The sequence below is a fragment of the Streptomyces sp. NPDC037054 genome (genome assembly GCF_055606745.1).
Map to the genome: position 1 here is coordinate 142815 of NZ_JBVJSJ010000001.1, position 20561 is coordinate 163375.

Consider the following 20561-nt stretch of genomic DNA (forward strand, 5'->3'; position numbering starts at 1 on the left):
CAACCTAGAATCCCCGGATCTCGCCCTCCTCGAACGGTGCTGGAGGAGGGCGAGATCCGGCCACCGCGCGGCCGTCAGGCGGGTTTGACGTCGATACGGCCCATCTGGCCGCCGGAGGAGTGGCCGAGCTGGTGGCAGTGGTACAGGTACTGGCCGGTGTACGGGCCCCAGGTCATGGCGATCTTCACCGTCTCGCCGGGACCGAGGCAGACGGTGTCCTTCAGGCCCTGGTCCCGCGCGCCGGCCGGCTGCCCGTTGCGCTCCAGGACGCGGAAGTACGTCAGGTGCGTGTGGAAGCTGTGGTACAGGTGGAAGTCCGGCGGCGCGGCGATCGGCGCCTCCGCGTTGCGGATCGTCCAGATCTCGTTGCTGCCGACGGTGGTCTCCACGTCGACCCGGTCCGGGTCGTAACTGACGCCGTTGATGGTCATGCCGGGGAAGGTGCGCAGTTCGAAGTCGCGCTCCACCGTGCCCCGCGGCACCGGCGGCAGGGTGCTGAGCCGCGCCGGCACCTCGCTGGAGTCGCTGCTCGTGCGGTCGATGTCGAAGCGGAGCACCTCGGGACGCTCGGTGGGCAGGGCGCCGGTGTTCTCCAGCACGACCGAGCGGCCGACGGCGTAGCGGGAGAAGTCGACGACGACCTCGACGCGTTCGCCGCCGAGCAGGAGCAGGTCCTCGCGCTGGACGGGGTGTTCCAGCAGGCCGCCGTCGGAGGCGATCTGGGTGAACGGCGTGCCGTCGGAGAGCCGCAGCCGGATGTAGCGGTTGGCGCAGGCGTTGTAGATCCGCAGCCGGTACTTGCGCGCCGCCACCTTGAAGTAGGGCCGTTCCTTGCCGTTGACGAGCATGTGCGGGCAGTCGGAGGGGCGGGTGTAGCGCAGCGTGCCGTCGGTCTCCACCCGGGCGTCCCGGATGACGAGCGGCACGTCGTAGGCGCCGCGGGGCAGCGGCAGGCTCTTGTCCTCGGCGTCGCTGAGGAGATAGAGCCCGTGCAGGCCCATGTAGACGTTCTCGGCCTCCAGGTGGTGGGCGTGGTCGTGGTACCAGAGGGAGGAGGCGCGCTGCTCGTTCGGGTAGCGGTAGGTCCGGTTCGCGCCGGGCGCGACGACGTCCATCGGGAGGCCGTCGTGCTCGGAGCGCACCTTGCCGCCGTGCAGGTGGACGGCGGTGTTCACGGTCAGGTCGTTGTACTGGCGCACCACGACCTCGCGCCCGCTGCACGCCCGGAGGGTGGGGCCGGGGAACGTGCCCTCGTACGTGCGGACGCGGGAGGTCAGCCCCTTGACGATCTCGGCGTCGGCCTCCCGCATCCGCATCTCGTAGACGTCGGCGGTGGAGGTCCGGGCGACGGGCGCGAGCGTCCGCGGCACCGGCATGGCGTGCGCGAAGGGGACGGTGCTCGCGAGCTCGCCGCTGCCGGCGGCGACCCCGGTGCCGGTCAGGCCCTCCCACGGGAGGAGGGCGGCGGCACCGCCCGCGACGGCGGCCTTGAGCAGATGGCGTCGGTTCAGCATGGTCAGGGTCTCTTCTCCACGAGTTTCTGCGGGCGGTTCGCCCGGTGCCGTGCGCTCGACGGCACCCCGCAGGCGACGGCGAGCACCAGGCCGGTCAGGACGCAGGCGCGCAGCGCGGCCGGGGCGTGGCCGAGCGCCGCGGTCCACGGCGCGGCGGCCGAGCCCGGTGTCAGGGCTGCGGCGAGCGCGGTGACGGGCACGGCGACGACCGCGCCGGCCACGCCGGCCGCGACGGCGAAGGCCCAGGTGCCGCCGCCCAGGCGCCGCACGGTGTGCGCGGCGAGCGCCAGCAGGGGCAGCAGCAGGTACACGGCGGCCGCGGCGAGCGCGAGGTACAGCACGGGTCCGTCGGCGCCGTCGCCGTGGCCACCGGAGTGACCACCGGCGTGGCCACCGGGGCCGCCGGGGCCGCCGGGGCCGCCGCCGTGCCACCAGGCGTGGTCGCCGGGCTGCGGGGCGGGCGGCCGGGTCCACCCGTGGGCGAGCCGGGCGACGACGGCGGCCTGCACGAAGGCGTACACGCCCAGCGTGACCGGGCGCAGGGAGGTGACCCCGCGCCAGGCTGCCCGCCGGGCACGCAGCACGCCCCGCCGCACGAACCGGCCCGGCCCGGCGGGCCGGGCCGCGCCGGGCACGAGGACCTTCGGCGTGCCCCGCGGGACCGCCGCCGACCGCACGGCGTCGCTCACGGCCGGCCGTCCGTTCCGTCTTCGCCGTAGTCCGTCGTGCGGGCGAGCGCGTCCCAGTCCTCCCACTGGGCGAGGCGGTCGCGCAGAACGCGGGGCGCGAGGTCGGCGGCGCTGTTGCCGAGCAGGATCCGCAGCGGCGGCCGGTCCGCGTCGAGCAGCTTCAGCAGGGCCTCGCCGGCCTTGCGCGGGTCACCGGGCTGAAGGTGGGCGTACGCCCCGGACAGGCCGTGCCGGCGTTTGGCGAGCACCTCGTCGTACTCGGGCATGGGCGTGGCGCGGACCAGGCTGCCGGCGCTCCAGTCGGTGCGGAACTCGCCCGGTTCGACGATGGTGACGCGGATCCCGAAGCCCGCGACCTCCTGCGCGAGGGCCTCGCTCATGGCCTCCAGGGCCCACTTGCCCGCGCAGTACATCCCGAGGTTCGGGTACGTGGTGACACCGGCGATGCTGGACATCTGGAGGATGTGGCCGCCGCCTTGACGGCGCATCACCGGCAGCACGGCCTGGACGACCCGGAGCGCGCCGAAGAAGTTGACGTCGAACTGGTCGCGGACCTGCTGCTCGCCGACCTCCTCGACGCCCCCGGCGAGGCCGTAGCCCGCGTTGTTGAGCAGGACGTCGATGCGTCCGGCGCGCTCGGCGGCCTCGGCCACGGCGGCGAAGACCGCGGCGCGGTCGGTGACGTCGAGGGCGAGCGGGAGGACGCGGTCGCCGAACCGCTCGACGAGGTCGTCGAGGCTCTCGGGCTTGCGGGCGGTGGCGACGACCCGGTCGCCGGCCTCCAGCGCCACCTCGGTGACGGCCCGGCCCAGGCCCCGGGAGGCACCGGTGACCAGCCAGGTACGGGGCTCGCCGGCGCTCACCGCCCGGCCGCCCTTCGCCGCTCGGCGTACTCCTTGGCGTGGCCCAGTGTGGCGCGGCTGTTGGTGCCGAGGGCGTTGCGGATGAAGTCGCGGGCCTCGGGCACCCCGGCGTCCGCGCCGAGGACCGCGGCGATGTTGCCGGCGTTGAGGACCACGGTGTGCTGGGAGGTGGCCGTGGTGACGCCGTCGTCGTCCTCGTCGAGCTGCCAGTAGCCGGTGTGCAGGTTCATCAGGGCGGGCAGGGTGGTCTGCTTGTAGGCGATCCGGTGGTGCGGGAAGCAGACGCGGACGGATTCGGTGGTGTGCCGGGAGCCGTCCTTGGTGAGGGTGTCCATGCGCAGCACCTGGAGGCCGGGGGTGTCCTCGCGCAGGGAGACGTCGGCGACGTGCGGCAGGCGCTCCTTCCACAGGCCGGCCTCGTTGATGAAGTCGTAGACGTCCTTCGCGGAGCCGTCGATGCGGACGCTGTCCTCGAAGGACAGGGTCAGCTCGGCCGAGCCGAGGGCGAGTTCGGCGTTGGCCTTCAGGGCGGCCAGCTCGGAGCGGCTGTTGCGGTCGACGGCGGCGTCGATCCAGGCGAGCTTCTCCGGGTCGTCGCCGACGGCGCGGTAGTCGTGCAGCAGCCGCACCCGGGACCGGTCGGCGCCGAGCGGTTCGATGATCCAGGTGCCGCCCATCTCCGCGACGGGCGCGGCCGGGACCTCCTGGCGGAACTCGATGCGCAGCCCCTCGGGGTCCAGGACGCGGCGCGACGTCCAGTTCTTCGGCTCGCCGTTGGCGGTGGCCCAGATCCGGATGCGTTCCTCGCGGTCGCCCTTGTCGACGTGGTCGACGTAGACGGACGGCGGGAAGATCCGCGGCCAGTTCTCCACGTCGGCGATCAGGCGGTACAGCTCGGCGGCCGGGGCGTCGACGGTGATCTCGTGCTCGACCTCGCGGGTCGTCATGTCCTTGTCCCTTCGTCGGATGGGGTCAGAAGTTGCCGAGGCCACCGCAGACGTTGAGGGCCTGCGAGGTGATGGAGGCGGCGGTGTCGGAGGCCAGGTAGCCGACGAGGCCGGCGACCTCCTCCGGGGTGGCGTAGCGGCCGAGCGGGATCTTCGCCTGGAACTTCTCGAGGATCTTGTCCTCGGTGGTGTCGTACGCCTCGGCGTAGCCCTGCCGGACCCGCTGTGCCATCGGCGTCTCGACGTAGCCGGGGCAGACGGCGTTGACGGTGATGCCGGTCGGGGCGAGTTCGTTGCCGAGGGCCTTGGTGAAGCCGACGACGCCGTGCTTGGAGGCGGAGTAGGGGGCGCCGAGGACGACGCCCTGCTTGCCCGCGGTGGAGGCGATGTTGATGATCCGGCCGCGGTCCTTGTGGCGCATGCCGCCGGTGGTGAGGACCTCGCGGGTCATCAGGAAGACGCTGTTGAGGTTGGTGTTGATGACGTCGAACCACAGGTCGTCGGCGATGTCGGCGGTGACGCCGCCGCCGCTGCGGCCGGCGTTGTTGACCAGCACGTCGACGGTGCCGAAGCGGTCCACCGCGGCCCGCACGAACGCCTTGATGTCGGCGGCGGAGCGGACGTCGCAGGTGGTGCCGTCGACTTCCAGGCCCTCCTCGCCGAGTTCCTTGACCGTGGCGCGCACGGACTCCTCGCCGCGCGCGCAGATGAACACCCGGTGGCCCTGCTGCGCCAGCAGCCGGGTCACCGCGAGGCCGATTCCGCTGGTCGCACCCGTCACGAGGGCGACCCGCCGCTCCTGTTCCGACATGAGCTCTCCTGGATAGTCCGGTTCTGTCGCGCAAGGAGGCTCGCCCCGGACGCTGGAGGGGCGCTCGAACGCCTCTGGGGACGTCCGCGGCCGTCCGTCCGCCAGCGCGCCCACCATCGCGGCTCGATCCCGTGTCGAGCGGATCCGGCCAGGCTCGGCGGCGACACGAGGACCTGAGAGGCGGCTATGATCAATCTCTTTCAGCCCCAGGTGGGCGCTGAGGAACTGAACGCGATCGCCGACGTGTTCGAGGACAAGTGGCTCGGGCACGGTCCGCGCACCAAGGCCTTCGAGGCGGCCTTCGCCGCCCACCTCGGGGTGGGCGCCGAGCACGTCGTCTTCCTCAACTCCGGGACGGCCGGACTGTTCCTGGCGCTGGAGTCGCTCGACCTGGCGGAGGGCGACGAGGTCGTGCTGCCCTCGCTCAGCTTCGTCGCCGCGGCCAACGCGGTCGTGACCACGGGAGCCACGCCGGTCTTCTGCGACGTGGACGCCCGCACCCTCAACCCCACCGCCGAGGACGTGGAAGCGGCGCTGACCGAACGCACCCGCGCGGTGGTCGTCCTCCACTACGGCGGCTTTCCGGGCGAGGTGGAGCGGATCGCGCGGCTGTGCCGGGAGCGGGGCGTCGCGCTCGTGGAGGACGCCGCCTGCTCGGTGGCGTCCCGGGTGGAGGGCCGGGCCGTGGGCACCTTCGGCGACCTCGCCATGTGGAGCTTCGACGCGATGAAGGTCCTGGTCACCGGCGACGGCGGGATGATCTACGTCAAGGACCCCGCGCGGGCGGCCCGGGTGCGGCGTCTCGCCTACCACGGGCTGGTGCAGTCCAGCGGTTTCGCCTACGCGAAGGTGTCGGCCCGCTGGTGGGAGCTCGACGTCCCCGAGCCGGGCCGGCGGGTCATCGGCAACGACCTGACGGCCGCGATCGGGGCGGTGCAGCTGCGCAGGCTGCCGCAGATGGTCGCCCGCCGCCGGGAGATCGTCGAGCTGTACGACCGTGAACTGGCCGGTGTCGAGGGCCTGTTGCTGCCGCCCTCGCTGCCGGAGGGCCACGAGTCGACGTACTACTTCTACTGGGTGCAGATGGACCCGGGGATCCGGGACGCGGTGGCGAGCGACCTGCTGGAGGCGGGCGTGTACACCACCTTCCGCTACGCCCCGCTGCACAAGGTGCCGGCGTACGCGCACCGCGCCCCCGGCGCCGCGCCCGCCCTGCCGGGCTCCGACTGGGCGGCCGACCGCACCCTGTGCCTGCCGCTGCACCCGGGTCTGTCCGACGCCGACGTGCTCACCGTGGCCGCGGCGCTGCGCAAGGCCGTGACCGACCGCCGGGCCGGGGTGACGGCATGAGGATCCTCGTCACCGGCGGGGCCGGTTTCATCGGCTCCCACTACGTACGCACCCTCCTGGCCGGCGGCTACCCCGGCCACGAGGACGCCCGCGTCACGGTCCTGGACAAACTGTCGTACGCGGGGAACACCGCCAATCTGCCGATGGGGCACCCGCGACTGGACTTCGTGCGCGGCGACATCGGCAACACCGAACTGCTGGAGCACGTGCTGCCGGGGCACGACGCGGTCGTGCACTTCGCGGCGGAGTCGCACGTGGACCGGTCGGTGGCCGGGGCCGCCGCCTTCGTCACCACGAACGTGCTGGGCACCCAGAGCCTGCTGGACGCGTGCCTGCGCCTGGGCGTCGGGCCGGTCGTGCACGTGTCGACGGACGAGGTGTACGGCTCGATCGACAGCGGCGCGTGGACCGAGGAGGAGCCGCTGCTGCCGAACTCGCCGTATTCGGCGTCGAAGGCGTCCGCGGATCTGCTCGCCCGCGCCTACCACCGCACCCACGGGCTCGACGTCCGGGTCACCCGCTGCACCAACAACTACGGCACCCACCAGCACGTCGAGAAGCTCATCCCGAACTTCGTCACGCGGCTGCTGCGCGGCATGACGGTGCCGCTCTACGGGGACGGCTCCAACGTCCGCGAGTGGCTGCACGTCGACGACCACTGCCGGGCCGTGCAGCTGGTCCTCACCGGCGGGCGGGCCGGCGAGATCTACAACGTCGGCGGGGCTACCGCGCTCACCAACCTGGAGATGACGAAGCGGCTGCTCGACCTGTGCGGCGCCGACTTCTCCAGCGTCGAGCACGTCGAGGACCGCAAGGGACACGACCTGCGGTACGCCGTCGACGACCGCAAGATCCGCGCCGAACTCGGCTACGCGCCGCGCCGCACCCTGGACGAGGGCCTCACCGAGGTCGTCGCCTGGTACCGGGACCACCCGGACTGGTGGAAGCCGCTGCTCGGCGACGGGAGCGCGGCGGCATGAGGCTGTTCTGCTTCCCGCACGCGGGCGCCGGCGTCTCGGCGTTCGCCCGCTGGCCCGAACTGCTCGGCCCCAAGGTGGAGACCGTGCCGGTGCTGCTGCCCGGCCGGGACGCCCGGCGCCGCCAGCCGCGGATCACCGAGCCCCGCGCCCTCTTCGCCGACCTGCTGCGCCACCACGGACCCGCACCCACCTCGCCCTACGTGCTGTACGGGCACAGCCTCGGCGGCATGATCGCCTACTCGGTGGCGCGCGCCCTGGAACGCGCCGGCCGCCCGGCTCCCTCGCTGGTCGTGGTGGGCGCCTGTCCGCCGCCCGACGCCCAGGTGCGGCTCGTCGAGGCCACCGACCTCCCGGACGACCAGCTCATGGAGCTGCTGCGGGAGTTCGGCGCGGTCCCGCCGGACACGCCTCGGGGCGGTGTCTGGCAGCGCGCGGCCCTGAAGGTGATCCGCGACGACCTGCGGCTCGCGCGCGCCCTGCGGGAGGCCGCCGACGAGCCGCTGTCGGTGCCGCTGCTGGCCCTGTCCGGCGACCTCGACCCGCTCGCCGGGCGCGAGGTGATGGCCGGCTGGCGCCGCTGGACGAGCGGCCCGGTCGTCGAACGGACCCTCCCCGGCGACCACTTCTTCCTGCGCGGTCCGGCACTGCCCCGGCTGCTCGCCCGCGCCTGCCGCGTCGTGCAGCGCGGTGACGGCACACGGGCCCCGGCCGCGTCCGTCCGCACCCACCCGACCGCCTGGATCGCATCACAGCAGGAGGACACTCCCGTGAAGGACAGCCAATGAACCGACGCGTCGTCATCACCGGCATCGGGGTGGTCGCGCCCGGCGGAGTGGGGACCAAGGAGTTCTGGTCGCTGCTCACCGCCGGCCGGACCGCCACCCGCGGTATCACCCTTTTCGACGCCTCGTCGTTCCGGTCCCGCATCGCCGCCGAGGCCGACTTCGACCCGCTGCTGCACGGCTTCACGCCCGAGGAGGCCGAACGCCTCGACCGGGCCGCCCAGTTCGCCCTCGTCAGCGCCGACGAGGCGCTGCGCGACAGCGGCCTCGGCACCGCCGACCTGGACCCGGTGCGGACCGGGGTGACCCTCGGCAGCGCCGTCGGCTGCACCATGGGCCTGGACCGCGAGTACAACACCGTCAGCCGGGGCGGCTCCACGTGGCACGTGGACCACGCCCTGGCGGTGCCGCACCTGTTCGACTACTTCGTGCCCAGCTCCATGGCTGCCGAGGTGGCCTGGCGGACCGGCGCGCAGGGCCCGGTCTCCATGGTGTCCACCGGCTGCACGTCCGGGCTGGACTCGATCGGCCACGCCGTCGAGCTGATCCGCGAGGGCAGCGCCGACGTCATGATCGCCGGCGCGACGGAGGCGCCGATCTCGCCGATCACCGTGGCGTGCTTCGACGCCATCAAGGCCACCTCGCCCCGCAACGACGAGCCCGAGACGGCCTCCCGGCCGTTCGACGCGTCCCGCAACGGCTTCGTGCTCGGCGAGGGCTCGGCGGTGCTGGTCCTGGAGGAGTTCGAGGCCGCCCGCCGCCGTGGCGCCCACGTCTACGCCGAGATAGCGGGCTTCGCCACCCGCTGCAACGCGTACCACATGACGGGCCTGACGAAGGACGGCACGGAGATGGCCGAGGCCATCCGGGTCGCCCTGGACGAGGCCCGGCTCGACGCCACGGCCGTCGACTACGTCAACGCGCACGGTTCCGGCACCAAGCAGAACGACCGGCACGAGACCGCGGCGTTCAAGCGCAGCCTCGGCAGCCACGCCTACGAGGTGCCGGTCAGCTCCATCAAGTCGATGATCGGGCACTCCCTGGGCGCCATCGGCTCCCTGGAGGTCGCCGCCAGTGCGCTGGCGATCGAGCACAACACCGTGCCGCCCACCGCCAACCTGCACACCCCGGACCCCGCCTGCGACCTGGACTACACCCCGTTGACCGCCCGAGAGCAGCGCACGGACACCGTGCTGAGCGTGGGCAGCGGCTTCGGCGGCTTCCAGAGCGCGATGATCCTGACCCGCCCGCGCACGGGAGAGGCAGCATGACCACCCAGACTCTCGACCGCTCCGCCCCCGGCGCCGGTTCCGGGGACGCCGCACCGGGCACGCCCGTCGTCACCGGTCTCGGGGTGACCGCGCCCAACGGCCTGGGCACCGCCGCCTGGTGGGCCGCGACCCTGCGCGGCGAGAGCGGCATCCGGCCCGTCGGACGCTTCGACGCCGACCAGTACCCGGCGAAACTCGCCGGTGAGGTGCCCGGCTTCGACCCCGCCGAGCACGTCTCCAGCCGGCTGCTGCCGCAGACCGACCACATGACCCGGCTCGCGCTCGCCGCCGCGGCCGAGGCGCTCGACGACGCCGGCATCGACGCCGCCGAACTGCCGGACTTCTCCGCCGGGGTGGTCACCGCCGCCTCGGCGGGCGGCTTCGAGTTCGGCCAGCGAGAACTCGAGGCGCTGTGGAGCAAGGGCGGCCAGCACGTCAGTGCGTACCAGTCCTTCGCCTGGTTCTACGCCGTCAACACCGGCCAGATCTCCATCCGGCACAAGCTGCGCGGGCCGAGCGGTGTGCTGGTGACCGAGCAGGCGGGCGGCCTCGACGCGGTCGCCCAGGCCCGTCGGCAGCTGCGCAAGGGCGTGCCCGTGCTGCTCACCGGCGGCGTGGACTCCGCGCTGTGCCCCTGGGGCTGGGCGGCCCACCTGGCCGGCGGTGAGCTGAGCACCGTCGAGGAGCCGGACCGCGCCTACCTGCCGTTCTCCGCCGACGCCTCGGGGCATGTCGTCGGTGAGGGCGGGGCGCTGCTGGTGCTGGAGGACGCGGCCGCGGCCCGCGCGCGTGGCGCCCGCGCGTACGGCACGGTCGCCGGGTACGCGGCGACCTTCGACCCGCCGGCCGGCAGGGGCGCCCCGCGGCTGCGGGCGGCGGCCGAAATCGCCCTGGCCGACGCCGGCCTGACGCCCGCCGACGTGGACGTCGTGTTCGCGGACGCGGCGGGCCGCCGGGACGCCGACCGGGCCGAGGCCGAGGCGCTCGCCGGGCTGTTCGGCCCTGCGGGCGTGCCGGTCACCGCACCGAAGACGATGACGGGGCGGCTCGCCGCGGGCGGCGCCTCGCTCGACCTGGCGGCGGCGCTGCTGGCACTGCGCGACCAGGTGATCCCGCCGACCGTCAACGTCTCCCGGCCCGCGGACGACTGTCCGGTGGACCTGGTCACGGGCGGGGCCCGCCCGGCCGCCCTGCGCACCGCACTCGTCCTGGCCCGGGGCCGGGGCGGCTTCAACGCGGCGATGGTCGTCCGCGCCGCCGGCTGAACCTTGCCAACCGCACCCGCACCCGCACATCCCCACGAGAACCGAGAGATTGAGAGGTTGTCCATGCCCGCACTCACCATGACCGAGCTGACCGACCTGCTGCGCGAGTGCGCCGGCGAGGCCGACGCGGTGAACGTCGAAGGGGACGTGCTGGACGTCCCGTTCGAAGTCCTCGGATACGACTCGCTCGCCGTCCTGCAGACCACGGGCCGCATCGAGCGCGACTACGACGTGACCCTGGACGAGGACGCCGTGACGGACGCCGAGACGCCCCGTCAGTACCTGGAGCTGGTCAACGAGGCGATCTCCGCGAAGGTCTCCGCCTGACCCGCCGGTCCTCCCGGTACCGCTTCAGCACCTTTTGGCACCCCTTCGGGCCCGTGTCCCGGCCGCGCGCCGGGACACGGGCCCGACGTGCTCTCATGCCGCAGAACGGCCCAATTGTTGAAATATCAACGGGAACGGTAAGGAACCGTATCGGGACGGACACGGGACCACGACCGGAGACGCTCGGAACCGAGCCCCTCGCCCGGCTGTTCGAGGGGCTCTCCCAGCGGACCACGAGCACGACTCCAACGACCTGCGGCTAGCTGTGCCTGGGTCGGTGCCGTCCTCGCCCGCCGCCCGCCACCCCATTCCGTCCCCAGCGAAAGGAACGCCATGAGCACCGCAACCGCCCAGGGCGCCGTCATCAGGTCGGGCGATCTGGAGTTCCGCCCGCTCGACGGCTGCCGGGTCGCCACGGCGGTCGGCCCGCACCTCGGTGCGCGGATCGTCCGCCTCGACGTGGTCGAGGTCCCCGCCGGCGCCGTGTGGCGGCCGCAGTCCTCCGCCCGCGAGGAGAACGTCGTGGTCGTCTTCGCCGGCTCCGGCTCCGCCGCCTCGGGCGCCGCCCGCCGCCGCGTCAGCCGCGCCGACACGGTGTACGCGCCGACCGGCGACCTCTACGAGCTGAGCGCCGACGCCGGCCTGGACCTCACGGCCTACGTGTGGAACACCGCGCTGCGCCCCGACCGCTCCCCCGGCACCGACCCCCGCCGGTTCTCCCGGCTGTGGAACGAGGAGACCCAGCTCAGGGGCTTCACGGGCACGGGCCAGGCCGAGGCCTCCGCGAAGACCGCCACCATGAACTTCCTCTTCTGGCCCGGCACCGGCTCGCCGCAGCTGTGCCTGCACTGCGGCTTCATGCAGCCCGGTGAGTACTTCAACGTCCATGTCCACCCCGAGAGCGAGGAGGCGTTCATCGCCTTCGAGGGCCGGGGCCAGCTCCACCTCGACGGCGAGTGGTACGACGCCGAGCCCGGCGACGTGCTGTACGCCCCTCCCGGAGTGCCGCACGGCACCCGTCACCCCGACGAAGACCCAGCCGCCCCCCGCTTCGCCACCTGTGGTGGTCCCACTCCGTTCGATCCGGTGCTCTACGAGCGCGCCGGTGTCCCGACAAAGGTCCGGTGATCTTCAGCGATGTGCAGGATATTCGGTCACTTCGACGCCCAGGCCACCCCGCACGAACTGCGGTCCGTGGCAGCGGCCCAGCGGCACGGCGGCCCCGACGCGCAGACCCACGCCTCGGGCGCGGGCTGGGCGCTGGGCAACAACCGGCTCGCCATCATGGATCTCGACGGCGGCGACCAGCCGTACACCCTCGGCGACGACATCGTCGTCGTCTTCAACGGTGAGATCTACAACCACGACGAGCTGCGGCAGAAGCTCACGGCCCGCGGCCACACCTTCCGCGACACCTGCGACGGATCGGTGATCCCCGCCCTGTACGCGGAGTACGGCGCCGCCTTCCCGGAGTACCTCGACGGCATGTACTCGGTGGCGGTCCTCGACCTGCGCGGCGAGCCGACGCTCCACCTCGCCACCGACGAGGTCGGCATGAAGCCGCTGTACTACCACTGGGACGCGGCGCGCCGGCACCTGTACTTCGCGTCCGAACTGCCCGCCCTGCTGTCCTTCCGCAACGTGCGCACCTCCCCCGCCGAGGCCGGCCTCGACGCGTACCTGGCGACGAAGACGCCGTTCGGCGAGCAGACCATGTTCGAGGGCATCAACGTCCTTCCGCCGGCCGCGACCGTCCGCGTCACCCGCTCCGGCGGCATGCACGTCACCATCCGCCCCACCACCGGCTCCCGCGCCCCGCACTGCAACGAGGCGGAGGCCGCCGAGCACGTGCGGTCGCTGCTGCGCACCGAGGTGCACCGGCTCACCGAGGCCGACGTCCCCGTCTCCGCGATCACCAGCGGCGGCCTGGACTCCAGCCTGGTCACCGTGCTGGCCGCCGAGAAGGTGCGCGACCTGCACTCCTTCAACATCGCGTACACCGGCACCTGGCCGTCCGACGAGCGGGCGTTCGCCCGCGAGGTCGCCGAACGGGCCGGCACGACCCACCACCAGGTGGAGATCGACCCCGCGACCTTCCCGTCGCTGCTGGCCGACGTGGTCTGGCACCTCGGCCAGCCCAACGCCGACCCCATCACCCTGTCCACCTACGCCCTGTTCGCCGCCGTGCGGGACGCGGGCTTCAAGGTGGCCATCACCGGCGACGCGGCCGACGAACTGTTCGGCGGCTACGACCGGCTGAAGAAGGCCATGGACGCGCCGTTCGGCACGGACTGGGTGCCGGACTACGTGGAGGCCCTGGCCGCCGTCCCGAGGAGCCTGCGCGAGAGCCTCTACTCCCCCGACTACCTCGGCTTCGTCACCGCCAACGGCTCGGCCGCCGAGGAGATCACGGAGCTGCTGCGGGCCTCCACCGCCGACCGCATGACCACGCTCACCGACTTCGAGATCGGCAAGCGGCTCCCCGCCTACCACCTGCGCCGCGTCGACCACCTGTCGATGTCCGCCTCGGTCGAGGTGCGGCTGCCGTTCTGCCAGCCGAGCGTCGTCCGCTACGCCCGCTCCCTCAAGGCCGACCTCAAGATCGACGGCACCCGCCGCAAGAAGGTCCTCTACTCCGCGGCGGACGGCCTGCTGCCGGACTCGGTCCTCAACCGCCCGAAGCAGCCGTTCACCCTGCCCATCACGGCCATGCTCCGGCCCGGCCAGGCCCTGTACGCCTACGCCCGCGACCTGCTGGCCGAGGACCGGCTGCGCCGCCGCGGCCAGCTGGACCCGCGGAAGGTCGACGAGCTGTTCCGCGTCCAGGCGGAGCGGCCCGACGACCGGGCCTCGCTGGCCATCTGGTCGCTGCTGGTGCACGAGTTGTGGCTGGACCAGTTCTGCGCGCCCGCCGGCCGGGCCGCGCGGGGCGTCCCGGAGGTGGCGGTGTGATCGGATACATCGCGCGCGCCGTGGGGGCCCCGACCCCCACCCTGGTCCTGGACCAGCGGCAGCTCCCCAGGGACGAGGAGCGGCTCACGCCCGTGCTCACCCGCATCCGCGAGTGGCTGGAGGCCAACGGCCGCAGCGACATCCTGAAGTTCGCGCTCGTCGAACCCTCCGCCCACCCGATGTTCGACCTGGACTACCGGTTCGTGCAGGGACTGACCGGCGGCGTCGACCGGTTCGACTTCAAGGGCAGCTGCGGGCACTCCATCCTCGCGTCGGTGGTCGCCGCCGAGGGGCAGGCCTGGCTGCCGCGGCTGGCCCCGGGCGGCCGGGTCCGGGTCCGGGTCCTGAACAATGGCGACCACGTGGTGTGCGAGGTGGACGAGGCGCGCCGCCGCAGCGGCAGCTTCACCGTGCACTTCCTCCAGGACGCCGGAGCCCGCCTCGACGAACTGCTGCTCACCGGACGCCCGGTGGACCAGCTGATCACCGGCACCGGAGTGCAGGAGGCGTCCCTGGTCTCCATGGGCAACCCGTACGTGTTCGTGGACGCCGGGGAGCTGGGCCTGAACAGCGAGGAGGAGCTGTTCGGGGCCGGCGAGGACGTCTACGAGCGGATGCTGGCCATCCGTACCGCCGCCTGCGAGCTGCTCAAGTGGCCCGCCGACGGCGTCTTCCCGAAGATCGCGGCCGTCGGCCAGTACACCGAGGGGCGGCTCGCGGTGCGCGCCATCTCGGTCCCCAAGTGGCACCCCAGCATCGCGCTGACCGGCACCACCTGCCTGGCCGCCGCGTCCAGCATCCCCGGCACGGTCCCGGAACGGCTGGCGCGCCGGGCGGGACTCCAGCGCGGGGTCATCGAGATCGACACCTCGGGCGGCAGCACCGCAGCGGCGGCCTCCGTCGCCGGGCGCGGCGACGGCGCGGACACGCTGCACTGGGTCAGCGTCAGCCGCAAACTCGCCCAGCTCGACGAACCGGCGTGCATCGCCTCGCTGAAGAACTACGACTACAAGGAGGAACCGGCATGGCTCCCGCTGGCGGTCTGACGCTCACCGAGGCCGGCGCCGAGGTGCCCACCCGTGCCGAACTCGCCGAGCGGTACGCGGAGCTGACGGAGGTCCTGCGCCGGCACGCGCAGGACGCCGACGCCGCCGCCCGGCTCCCGGAGGAGGTCTTCACCGCCCTGCGCGCCTCCGGCATCCTCGGCGCGGCCGTCTCCGCCGAGTACGGCGGACAGGGCGGCGGCTCCCTGCTCACCAACCGGCTGATCGAACTGACCGCCGCCGCCGACCCGTCGGTCGCGATCATCCTGTTCCAGCACTACGCGGTCAGCTCCCGGATCAGCGAGTGGGGCAGCCCCGCCCAGCGCGAGCGCTGCCTGCCGCGGCTGGCGAGCGGCGAGTGGATCGCCGCCTCCGCCTGGAGCGAGTCCGGCGCGGGCGCCGACAAGCGCAACCTGGCCACCAAGGCGCGGCGCACCGCGGACGGCGGCTGGCTGCTGGACGGCGCGAAGGCGTTCACGACCGGGGCGGGCCTCGCCGACGTGTACCTGGTGCTCGCCCAGACGTCGGCGCCGGACACCGGCGGCGCCGCCACCTACGGCAGCGACGGCCAGACGTTCTTCCTCGTCGAGGCGGACAACCCGGGTCTGTTCGCCAACACCGGCATGGACCTGGTCGGGATGCGGTCCTCGGCGACCGGTTTCGTCGAGCTGACCGCCTGCGCGGTGGACGACTCCGCGGTGCTCGGCCCGGAGGGTGCCGCCGTCCGGATCATCGCCGGGGTGCGCGAGTCGGGGGCCACGCTGGGTGCCGTCTCGGCGGGCATCGCCGCGGCCGCGTACCGGACGGCGTTCGCCCACGCGCAGCGCCGCGGTCTCAAGGGCCAGCAGGCCGTCCGGCACCGGCTGGTGGACCTCGCGGCCAAGGTGGAGGCGGTCCGCGCCCTGGTCGACGCCTCGGCCCGCCGGGACTCGGCGGAGCCGGGCAACACGACCCTCTACAGCAAGATCCTCGGCTCGCAGATCTCGGAGGAGGTCGTGCAGGAGGCGCTGCGACTGCTGGGGAGCGCCGGTTATCTGCACGACCACCCGCTCAACAAGCTGGCCCGGGACGCCCGCGCGGTCGGCCTGATGGGGCCGACCAACGACCTGGCTCGGGATCTGGTCAGCACCCCTTGGCTCGTCTCCTGAGCCGTTGTCCCGTATCGACCCACGACCGGAGGATTCGTGACGCAGATGTACGACCTCGTTGTCACCAACGCGCGCGTCGTCACCCCTGACGGAGTTCAGGACGGTGGGCTCGCCGTGTCCGGTGAGCGAATATCGGCAGTGCTGGCGGCCGGTGAGACGCCGCCGGCCAAGGAGACGATCGACGCGGGGGGCCGCTATCTGCTGCCCGGCGCGATCGATCCGCACGTGCACTTCCGCACGCCCGGCCTCACGCACAAGGAGGACTGGGCGCACGGCAGCCGGGCGGCGGCCGCGGGCGGTGTCACGACCGTCATCGACATGCCCAACACCCAGCCGCCGCTGATCGAGCCGGAGCTGGCCGCGGAGAAGGCCTCCCTCGTCTCGGGCGACTCCCTCGTCGACTTCCGCTTCCACATGGGCGTCACGGTCGACAGCGTGGAGAACCTGCACCGGCTCCAGCCCCGCCAGGCGACGTCGGTGAAGGTCTTCATGACGGGCCATCACACGGCGCCCAACGTCATCCGAGACCCCGTCGTCCTCGACCGGATCTTCGAGGTGGCCGCCGAGCGCGGCATCCGCCTCGTCCTGCACGCCGAGGACGACAGCGTGTTCTCGCTGCTCGACGAGACGCAGCCGCCGCCGGCCGGGTACGACGCGTACGAGTCGGCGCATCCGCGCACCGGCGGCATCGTCGCCTCCTCGCGGGTGATCGAGCTGGTCCGCAAGCACGGCACCGCCGCGCACGTCCTGCACGTGTCCTCGTCGGAGGAGGCCGACCTCCTCAAGGCGGCCGCGAAGGCGGGCCTGCCGGTGACCTACGAGGTGACCGCGCACCACCTGTCCTTCTCGGCCCCGGACACGCAGCGGCTCGGCGCCCGGATCCGGCTGCGTCCCGCGATCCGCTGCGAGAAGGACAAGGGCCGGCTGTGGGACGCGGTGATGGAGGGCAGCGTCGCCAGCCTCGGCAGCGACCACGCCCCGCACACCGTGGAGGAGAAGCTCCTCGACGTGGCGGACGCCCCGCCCGGGCTGCCCGGTGTGCAGGAGCTCGTCATCGCCCTCTACACGGGCATGCGCCGGCGCTACCCGGAGCTGTCCACGGACGAGGCGGTGCGGCACGTGGCCCGGCTGACCTCGGAGGGCCCGGCCGACCTGTTCGGGCTGGGCGGGCGCAAGGGCCGGATCGCGGTCGGTCTGGACGCCGACTTCGTCCTGTTCGACCCCGACGTGAAGTGGATCATGGCGGCAGGTCACACCTACGCCAAGGTCGGCTGGTCGGCGTACGAGGGCTGGACCTTCACCGGCCGGCCCGACGTCACGGTCCGCCGCGGCGAGGTCATCTGGGACGCGCGCAACCCCGGTGAGCCGCGCTTCGGCACTCCTTCCGGCATCTGGCTGGACGCCGAGCCGTCGGTGCCGGGCGGGTTCGCCGCCTCCAGCACGGCCGGCGTCTGATCCGCGGACGTCCCGGAGGAGGGGCCGGCTCACCCGGCCCCTCCTCCGCCGCCCCGTCCGTCACCGGCACCGCACATCCGATTCCCGGCACCGCACTCATCCGCTTCCGGCCCACTGGAGGACCGCCGATGTCCGCCGTCGCTCCCTCGGACTTCACCCGCGCCATGGCCCACGTGCCCAGCCCCGTGACCGTCGTGACCACGACCGACGAGACCGGCCGGCGCTGGGGTTTCACCGCGAGCTCGTTCAGCTCGTTGTCCCTCGACCCGCCCCTGGTGCTGGTCTGCCCCGCCAAGTCGGCCGGGTCCCACGAGGCGTTCGTGACCGCCGATCGCTTCATGGTCAACGTCCTCTCCGCCGAACAGGCCGACGTCGCCAAGCATTTCGCGCGCTCCGGTCACGACAAGTTCGCCACCGGCGACATGGTCCCCTGCGAGCTGGACCTGCCGGGTCTGCCCAGCGCGACGGCCCGGCTGGCCTGCACCTCGCACGCGGTGCTCGACGGCGGCGACCACAGCATCCTCGTCGGCCGGGTCGAGGCCGTGTACGTCGGCGACCAGGAGCCGCTCGTGTACCACAACCGCACGTTCACCCGTCCCGAGGCGGCCAGCCCGGCCCTGGCCGCGACCGGCTGAGGGCGCGTTCCGTCATGAGCACCCTCGTCGTGTACTCCGACATCGGCTGCCCCTGGGCCTCGCTGGCGCTGTTCAACCTGCGCCGGGCGGCGGCCGAGGAGGGCGTCGTACTCGCCGTCGACCACCGGGCGTTCCCGCTGGAGCTGTTCAACTCCCGGCCCACGCCCAAGTGGATCCTCGATCCCGAGGTCGCGGCCGTGGCCGAGTGCGAGCCCGCGCTCGGCTGGACGGACTGGCAGGGCCCGGAGTCCGGCTATCCGGTGACCGTGCTGCCGGCCATGGAGGCCGTCCAGGCGGTCAAGACGCAGCCCGGACCGGAGGCGGCGGCGCTGGCCGCGTCCGACCAGCTGGACGCGGCCCTGCGCCATGCCTTCTACGCCGAGTCCCGCTGCATCAGCGTCCACTCGGAGATCCTGGCGGCAGCGGAGGACTGCCCGCTGGTCGACACCGGTCACCTGGACCGGGCGCTGCGCCGCGGCACCTGCCGGCAGGTCCTGTTCGACCAGTGGGAGGAGTCGAAGGCGCCCGAGGTGCAGGGCAGTCCGCACTTCTTCCTGCCCGACGGCACCGGCCTGCACAATCCCGGCATCGTCTTCAGCTGGCCGAAGGGCACCGCCCGCCCGGTGATCACGGACTACTCCCCCGGCTTCTGGAAGCCGTTGCTCCGCGTCCTGGAGAGCCCGTCGGCGCGCTGATCCCGCCCCGGCCCCCGGCGTCCCGCGCCGCGGGCCGGGCCGGTCAGTGCGGCCGGTGGGCGGAGGGCGTCGCCTGGTTCGGCGGCTCGTGGTGGCCCAGCAGTTCCGCCGCCTTGTGCTGGGTGTGGGCGGCGGCCCGCTGGGCCTCTGCCACCGCGTCGCCGAGTTCGCGGATGAGGTGTTCGTAGATCGGCGGATGGCCGGTGCCCTCGGTGGTCATCATGCGTGTCACGATGCAGGTGTTCCTTTCGCTCTCGCACAGGCCCCGTGCCGTCAGGCGCGGTTGAGGCGGGCCGCCACTCCGTGGCCGATCAGGAGATAGACGACCGCCGGGAGGCCGTAATTCAGGGCGACTCGCAGCCCTTCTGTGTCCATCGTGAAAATGTCTTGTGCCCATCCGGAGAGCCAGTCGGCCATTCCGTGCACGAAATCGACGAACGCGTTCGCCTGATTCGCGTCCAGCAGGTACAGCACGATCCACAGACCGAGGAAGCCGGCCGCGATGTCCGCGATCGTACAGATGGCCAGGGCGGCTCGGCGCGCCGTCGCCTGGTTGTCCCGCGGGGCGCGGTCGTGGCGCGCGGGCTGCTGGTCGTACGTCTGGTATCCGGGAACCGGGTCGGTACCGCTCACAGGGAATCCGATCTGACGCTTGGGGGATATTCCGTCTCCCTCCTTCTGCGTCCGGCCCTCGCCCTCGCGTTACACCCCCGGCCCCGGCTGCGCACTTATCGATTCCTGGTGCGGTGTTTGGGGATATGGATTCGGTTGTCTGCTATTTGCTGATGCGATCCGCCTGCCCGCGCCGCGTCACGCCGAGCGTTTGCGCGGGGTCGACTTCTTCGCCGCGGTCTTCTTGGCCGTCGTCTTCTTCGCCGCCGTCTTCTTCGTCGTGGACGTCGACTTCTTCGTGCCGCTCGTCGTCTTCTTCGCCGCCGCCTTCTTCGCCGTGGACGTCGACTTCTTCGTGTCCGTCTCCTTCGGCGTCGTACGCGAGGCGCGCTTGCGCTGGGGGAGGTCGTGGACCTCGGCCTCCTCGCCGCGCGACTCCTTGGCCGCGCGGACGCTGCTCTCCAGGGCCGCCATGAGGTCCAGGACCTTGCCGCCGGGCGCCGGTTCCGGGGACTCGGGGGGCGCCTCGCCCGCGGCCTTCGCGGCGACGACCTCCTCGACCGCCTCGCGGTACTCGTCGTGCAGGTCCTCCAGGTCGACCTCGCCGAGGGTGTCCATCAGGGCGTCCGCCAGGTCGAGTTCCTTGTCGCGGACGGTGACGTCCGTGTCGGGGGCCACGCCCTCCGGGGCGCGGACCTCGTCCGGCCAGAGCAGTCCGTGCATCGCGATGGCGTCGCCGACGACGCGCAGCATCCCGAGGCGTTCCCGGCCGCGCAGGGCGAACTTGGCGATGGCCACCTTGTTGCTGCGCTTCAGGGCCTCGCGCAGCAGGGTGTACGGCTTGGCGGCCGGCGCTCCGCTCGCCGCCAGGTAGTACGCCGCGTCCATCTGGAGCGGGTCGATGCGGTCCGAGGGGACGAACGCCACGATCTCGATCGTCTTGGCCGTCGGGAGCGGCAGGTGGGACAGGTCCTCGTCGGTGATCGGAATGATCGTGCCGTCCGCGTCCTCGTAGCCCTTGCCGATCTCGGAGCCCGTGACCTCGCGGTCCTCCAGCTCGCAGAACTTGCGGTAGCGGATGCGGCCGCCGTCCTCCGTGTGGATCTGGCGGAACGAGATGGAGTGGCTCTCGGTGGCGTTGACCAGCTTGATGGGGATGCTGACCAGGCCGAAGGAGATGGCTCCGTTCCATATGGATCTCACGTGCAGCACCCTTTCGACG

General features: G+C 72.7%; 21 protein-coding genes. 13 read left to right on the forward strand and 8 right to left on the reverse strand.

The genetic code is table 11. From position 1 onward, the window contains the following. Positions 1–74: 74 nt before the first annotated feature. The 5 genes from ACZ7D7_RS00645 to ACZ7D7_RS00665 are packed head-to-tail and all read right to left on the reverse strand — an operon-like array spanning position 75 to position 4824. Complete coding sequence (locus ACZ7D7_RS00645; RefSeq protein ID WP_470821228.1) at positions 75–1514, reverse strand: multicopper oxidase family protein; 1440 nt, start codon at positions 1512–1514, stop codon at positions 75–77. A gap of 2 nt (positions 1515–1516) precedes the next feature. Continuing rightward, the gene (locus ACZ7D7_RS00650; RefSeq protein ID WP_470821230.1) at positions 1517–2203 is read right to left on the reverse strand and encodes a hypothetical protein; all 687 of its coding nucleotides are present in this window, start codon (positions 2201–2203) and stop codon (positions 1517–1519) included. After that, on the reverse strand, positions 2200–3066 hold the full coding sequence (locus tag ACZ7D7_RS00655) for an oxidoreductase (protein ID WP_470821232.1): 867 nt from the start codon (positions 3064–3066) through the stop codon (positions 2200–2202). The genes ACZ7D7_RS00650 and ACZ7D7_RS00655 overlap by 4 nt, the downstream gene beginning before the upstream one ends. Continuing rightward, positions 3063–4013, reverse strand: a complete 951-nt coding sequence (locus ACZ7D7_RS00660) for an aromatase/cyclase (protein ID WP_470821234.1) — start codon at positions 4011–4013, stop codon at positions 3063–3065. The genes ACZ7D7_RS00655 and ACZ7D7_RS00660 overlap by 4 nt, the downstream gene beginning before the upstream one ends. 25 nt (positions 4014–4038) lie before the next feature. Continuing rightward, the gene (locus tag ACZ7D7_RS00665) at positions 4039–4824 is read right to left on the reverse strand and encodes a 3-oxoacyl-ACP reductase (protein ID WP_470821236.1); all 786 of its coding nucleotides are present in this window, start codon (positions 4822–4824) and stop codon (positions 4039–4041) included. A 186-nt stretch (positions 4825–5010) separates the two neighbouring features. Between ACZ7D7_RS00665 and ACZ7D7_RS00670 the strand changes: the two genes are divergently transcribed. From ACZ7D7_RS00670 to ACZ7D7_RS00730, 13 genes are all read left to right on the forward strand, one after another. Then, positions 5011–6174: a DegT/DnrJ/EryC1/StrS family aminotransferase gene (locus tag ACZ7D7_RS00670; protein ID WP_470821237.1), complete on the forward strand. Its 1164-nt coding sequence runs from the start codon at positions 5011–5013 to the stop codon at positions 6172–6174. Continuing rightward, on the forward strand, positions 6171–7154 hold the full coding sequence (rfbB, locus tag ACZ7D7_RS00675) for a dTDP-glucose 4,6-dehydratase (RefSeq protein ID WP_470821239.1): 984 nt from the start codon (positions 6171–6173) through the stop codon (positions 7152–7154). The genes ACZ7D7_RS00670 and rfbB overlap by 4 nt, the downstream gene beginning before the upstream one ends. Further along, positions 7151–7939: a thioesterase II family protein gene (locus ACZ7D7_RS00680; protein ID WP_470821240.1), complete on the forward strand. Its 789-nt coding sequence runs from the start codon at positions 7151–7153 to the stop codon at positions 7937–7939. The genes rfbB and ACZ7D7_RS00680 overlap by 4 nt, the downstream gene beginning before the upstream one ends. Continuing rightward, entirely contained in the window at positions 7936–9207 is a 1272-nt protein-coding gene (locus ACZ7D7_RS00685; RefSeq protein ID WP_470821241.1) for a beta-ketoacyl-[acyl-carrier-protein] synthase family protein, read from the forward strand. Before ACZ7D7_RS00680 ends, ACZ7D7_RS00685 begins: the two co-directional genes overlap by 4 nt. Then, on the forward strand, positions 9204–10472 hold the full coding sequence (locus ACZ7D7_RS00690) for a ketosynthase chain-length factor (RefSeq protein WP_470821243.1): 1269 nt from the start codon (positions 9204–9206) through the stop codon (positions 10470–10472). Before ACZ7D7_RS00685 ends, ACZ7D7_RS00690 begins: the two co-directional genes overlap by 4 nt. A gap of 63 nt (positions 10473–10535) precedes the next feature. Continuing rightward, on the forward strand, positions 10536–10799 hold the full coding sequence (locus ACZ7D7_RS00695; protein ID WP_470821244.1) for an acyl carrier protein: 264 nt from the start codon (positions 10536–10538) through the stop codon (positions 10797–10799). A gap of 333 nt (positions 10800–11132) precedes the next feature. Further along, positions 11133–11927 carry a cupin domain-containing protein gene (locus tag ACZ7D7_RS00700; protein ID WP_470821245.1) on the forward strand — a complete coding sequence of 265 codons (795 nt, stop codon included), beginning with the start codon at positions 11133–11135 and terminating at the stop codon, positions 11925–11927. A 9-nt stretch (positions 11928–11936) separates the two neighbouring features. Beyond that, positions 11937–13751, forward strand: coding sequence for an asparagine synthase (glutamine-hydrolyzing) (gene asnB / locus ACZ7D7_RS00705; protein WP_470821247.1), 1815 nt, complete (start codon positions 11937–11939; stop codon positions 13749–13751). Next, positions 13748–14797, forward strand: coding sequence for a PrpF domain-containing protein (locus ACZ7D7_RS00710; RefSeq protein ID WP_470821249.1), 1050 nt, complete (start codon positions 13748–13750; stop codon positions 14795–14797). The genes asnB and ACZ7D7_RS00710 overlap by 4 nt, the downstream gene beginning before the upstream one ends. Beyond that, positions 14776–15942: an acyl-CoA dehydrogenase family protein gene (locus tag ACZ7D7_RS00715; RefSeq protein ID WP_470821251.1), complete on the forward strand. Its 1167-nt coding sequence runs from the start codon at positions 14776–14778 to the stop codon at positions 15940–15942. Before ACZ7D7_RS00710 ends, ACZ7D7_RS00715 begins: the two co-directional genes overlap by 22 nt. A gap of 45 nt (positions 15943–15987) precedes the next feature. Then, the gene (locus ACZ7D7_RS00720; protein WP_470821253.1) at positions 15988–17397 is read left to right on the forward strand and encodes a dihydroorotase; all 1410 of its coding nucleotides are present in this window, start codon (positions 15988–15990) and stop codon (positions 17395–17397) included. Between the two features lie 128 nt (positions 17398–17525). Then, on the forward strand, positions 17526–18032 hold the full coding sequence (locus tag ACZ7D7_RS00725; RefSeq protein WP_470821255.1) for a flavin reductase family protein: 507 nt from the start codon (positions 17526–17528) through the stop codon (positions 18030–18032). A gap of 14 nt (positions 18033–18046) precedes the next feature. Continuing rightward, positions 18047–18727, forward strand: coding sequence for a DsbA family oxidoreductase (locus tag ACZ7D7_RS00730; RefSeq protein ID WP_470821256.1), 681 nt, complete (start codon positions 18047–18049; stop codon positions 18725–18727). 43 nt (positions 18728–18770) lie between these two features. Here ACZ7D7_RS00730 and ACZ7D7_RS00735 read toward each other — a convergent pair whose 3' ends face one another. The 3 genes from ACZ7D7_RS00735 to ku all read right to left on the reverse strand — a co-directional run bounded on the left by ACZ7D7_RS00735 (position 18771) and on the right by ku (position 20542). Then, positions 18771–18959, reverse strand: coding sequence for a hypothetical protein (locus ACZ7D7_RS00735; protein WP_470821257.1), 189 nt, complete (start codon positions 18957–18959; stop codon positions 18771–18773). Between the two features lie 41 nt (positions 18960–19000). Continuing rightward, positions 19001–19360, reverse strand: a complete 360-nt coding sequence (locus tag ACZ7D7_RS00740) for a hypothetical protein (RefSeq protein WP_470821259.1) — start codon at positions 19358–19360, stop codon at positions 19001–19003. Positions 19361–19537: 177 nt separating this feature from the next. Then, positions 19538–20542 (reverse strand): non-homologous end joining protein Ku, encoded by a 1005-nt coding sequence (gene ku, locus ACZ7D7_RS00745; protein WP_470821261.1) that lies wholly within the window; start codon positions 20540–20542, stop codon positions 19538–19540. Positions 20543–20561 lie beyond the last annotated feature (19 nt).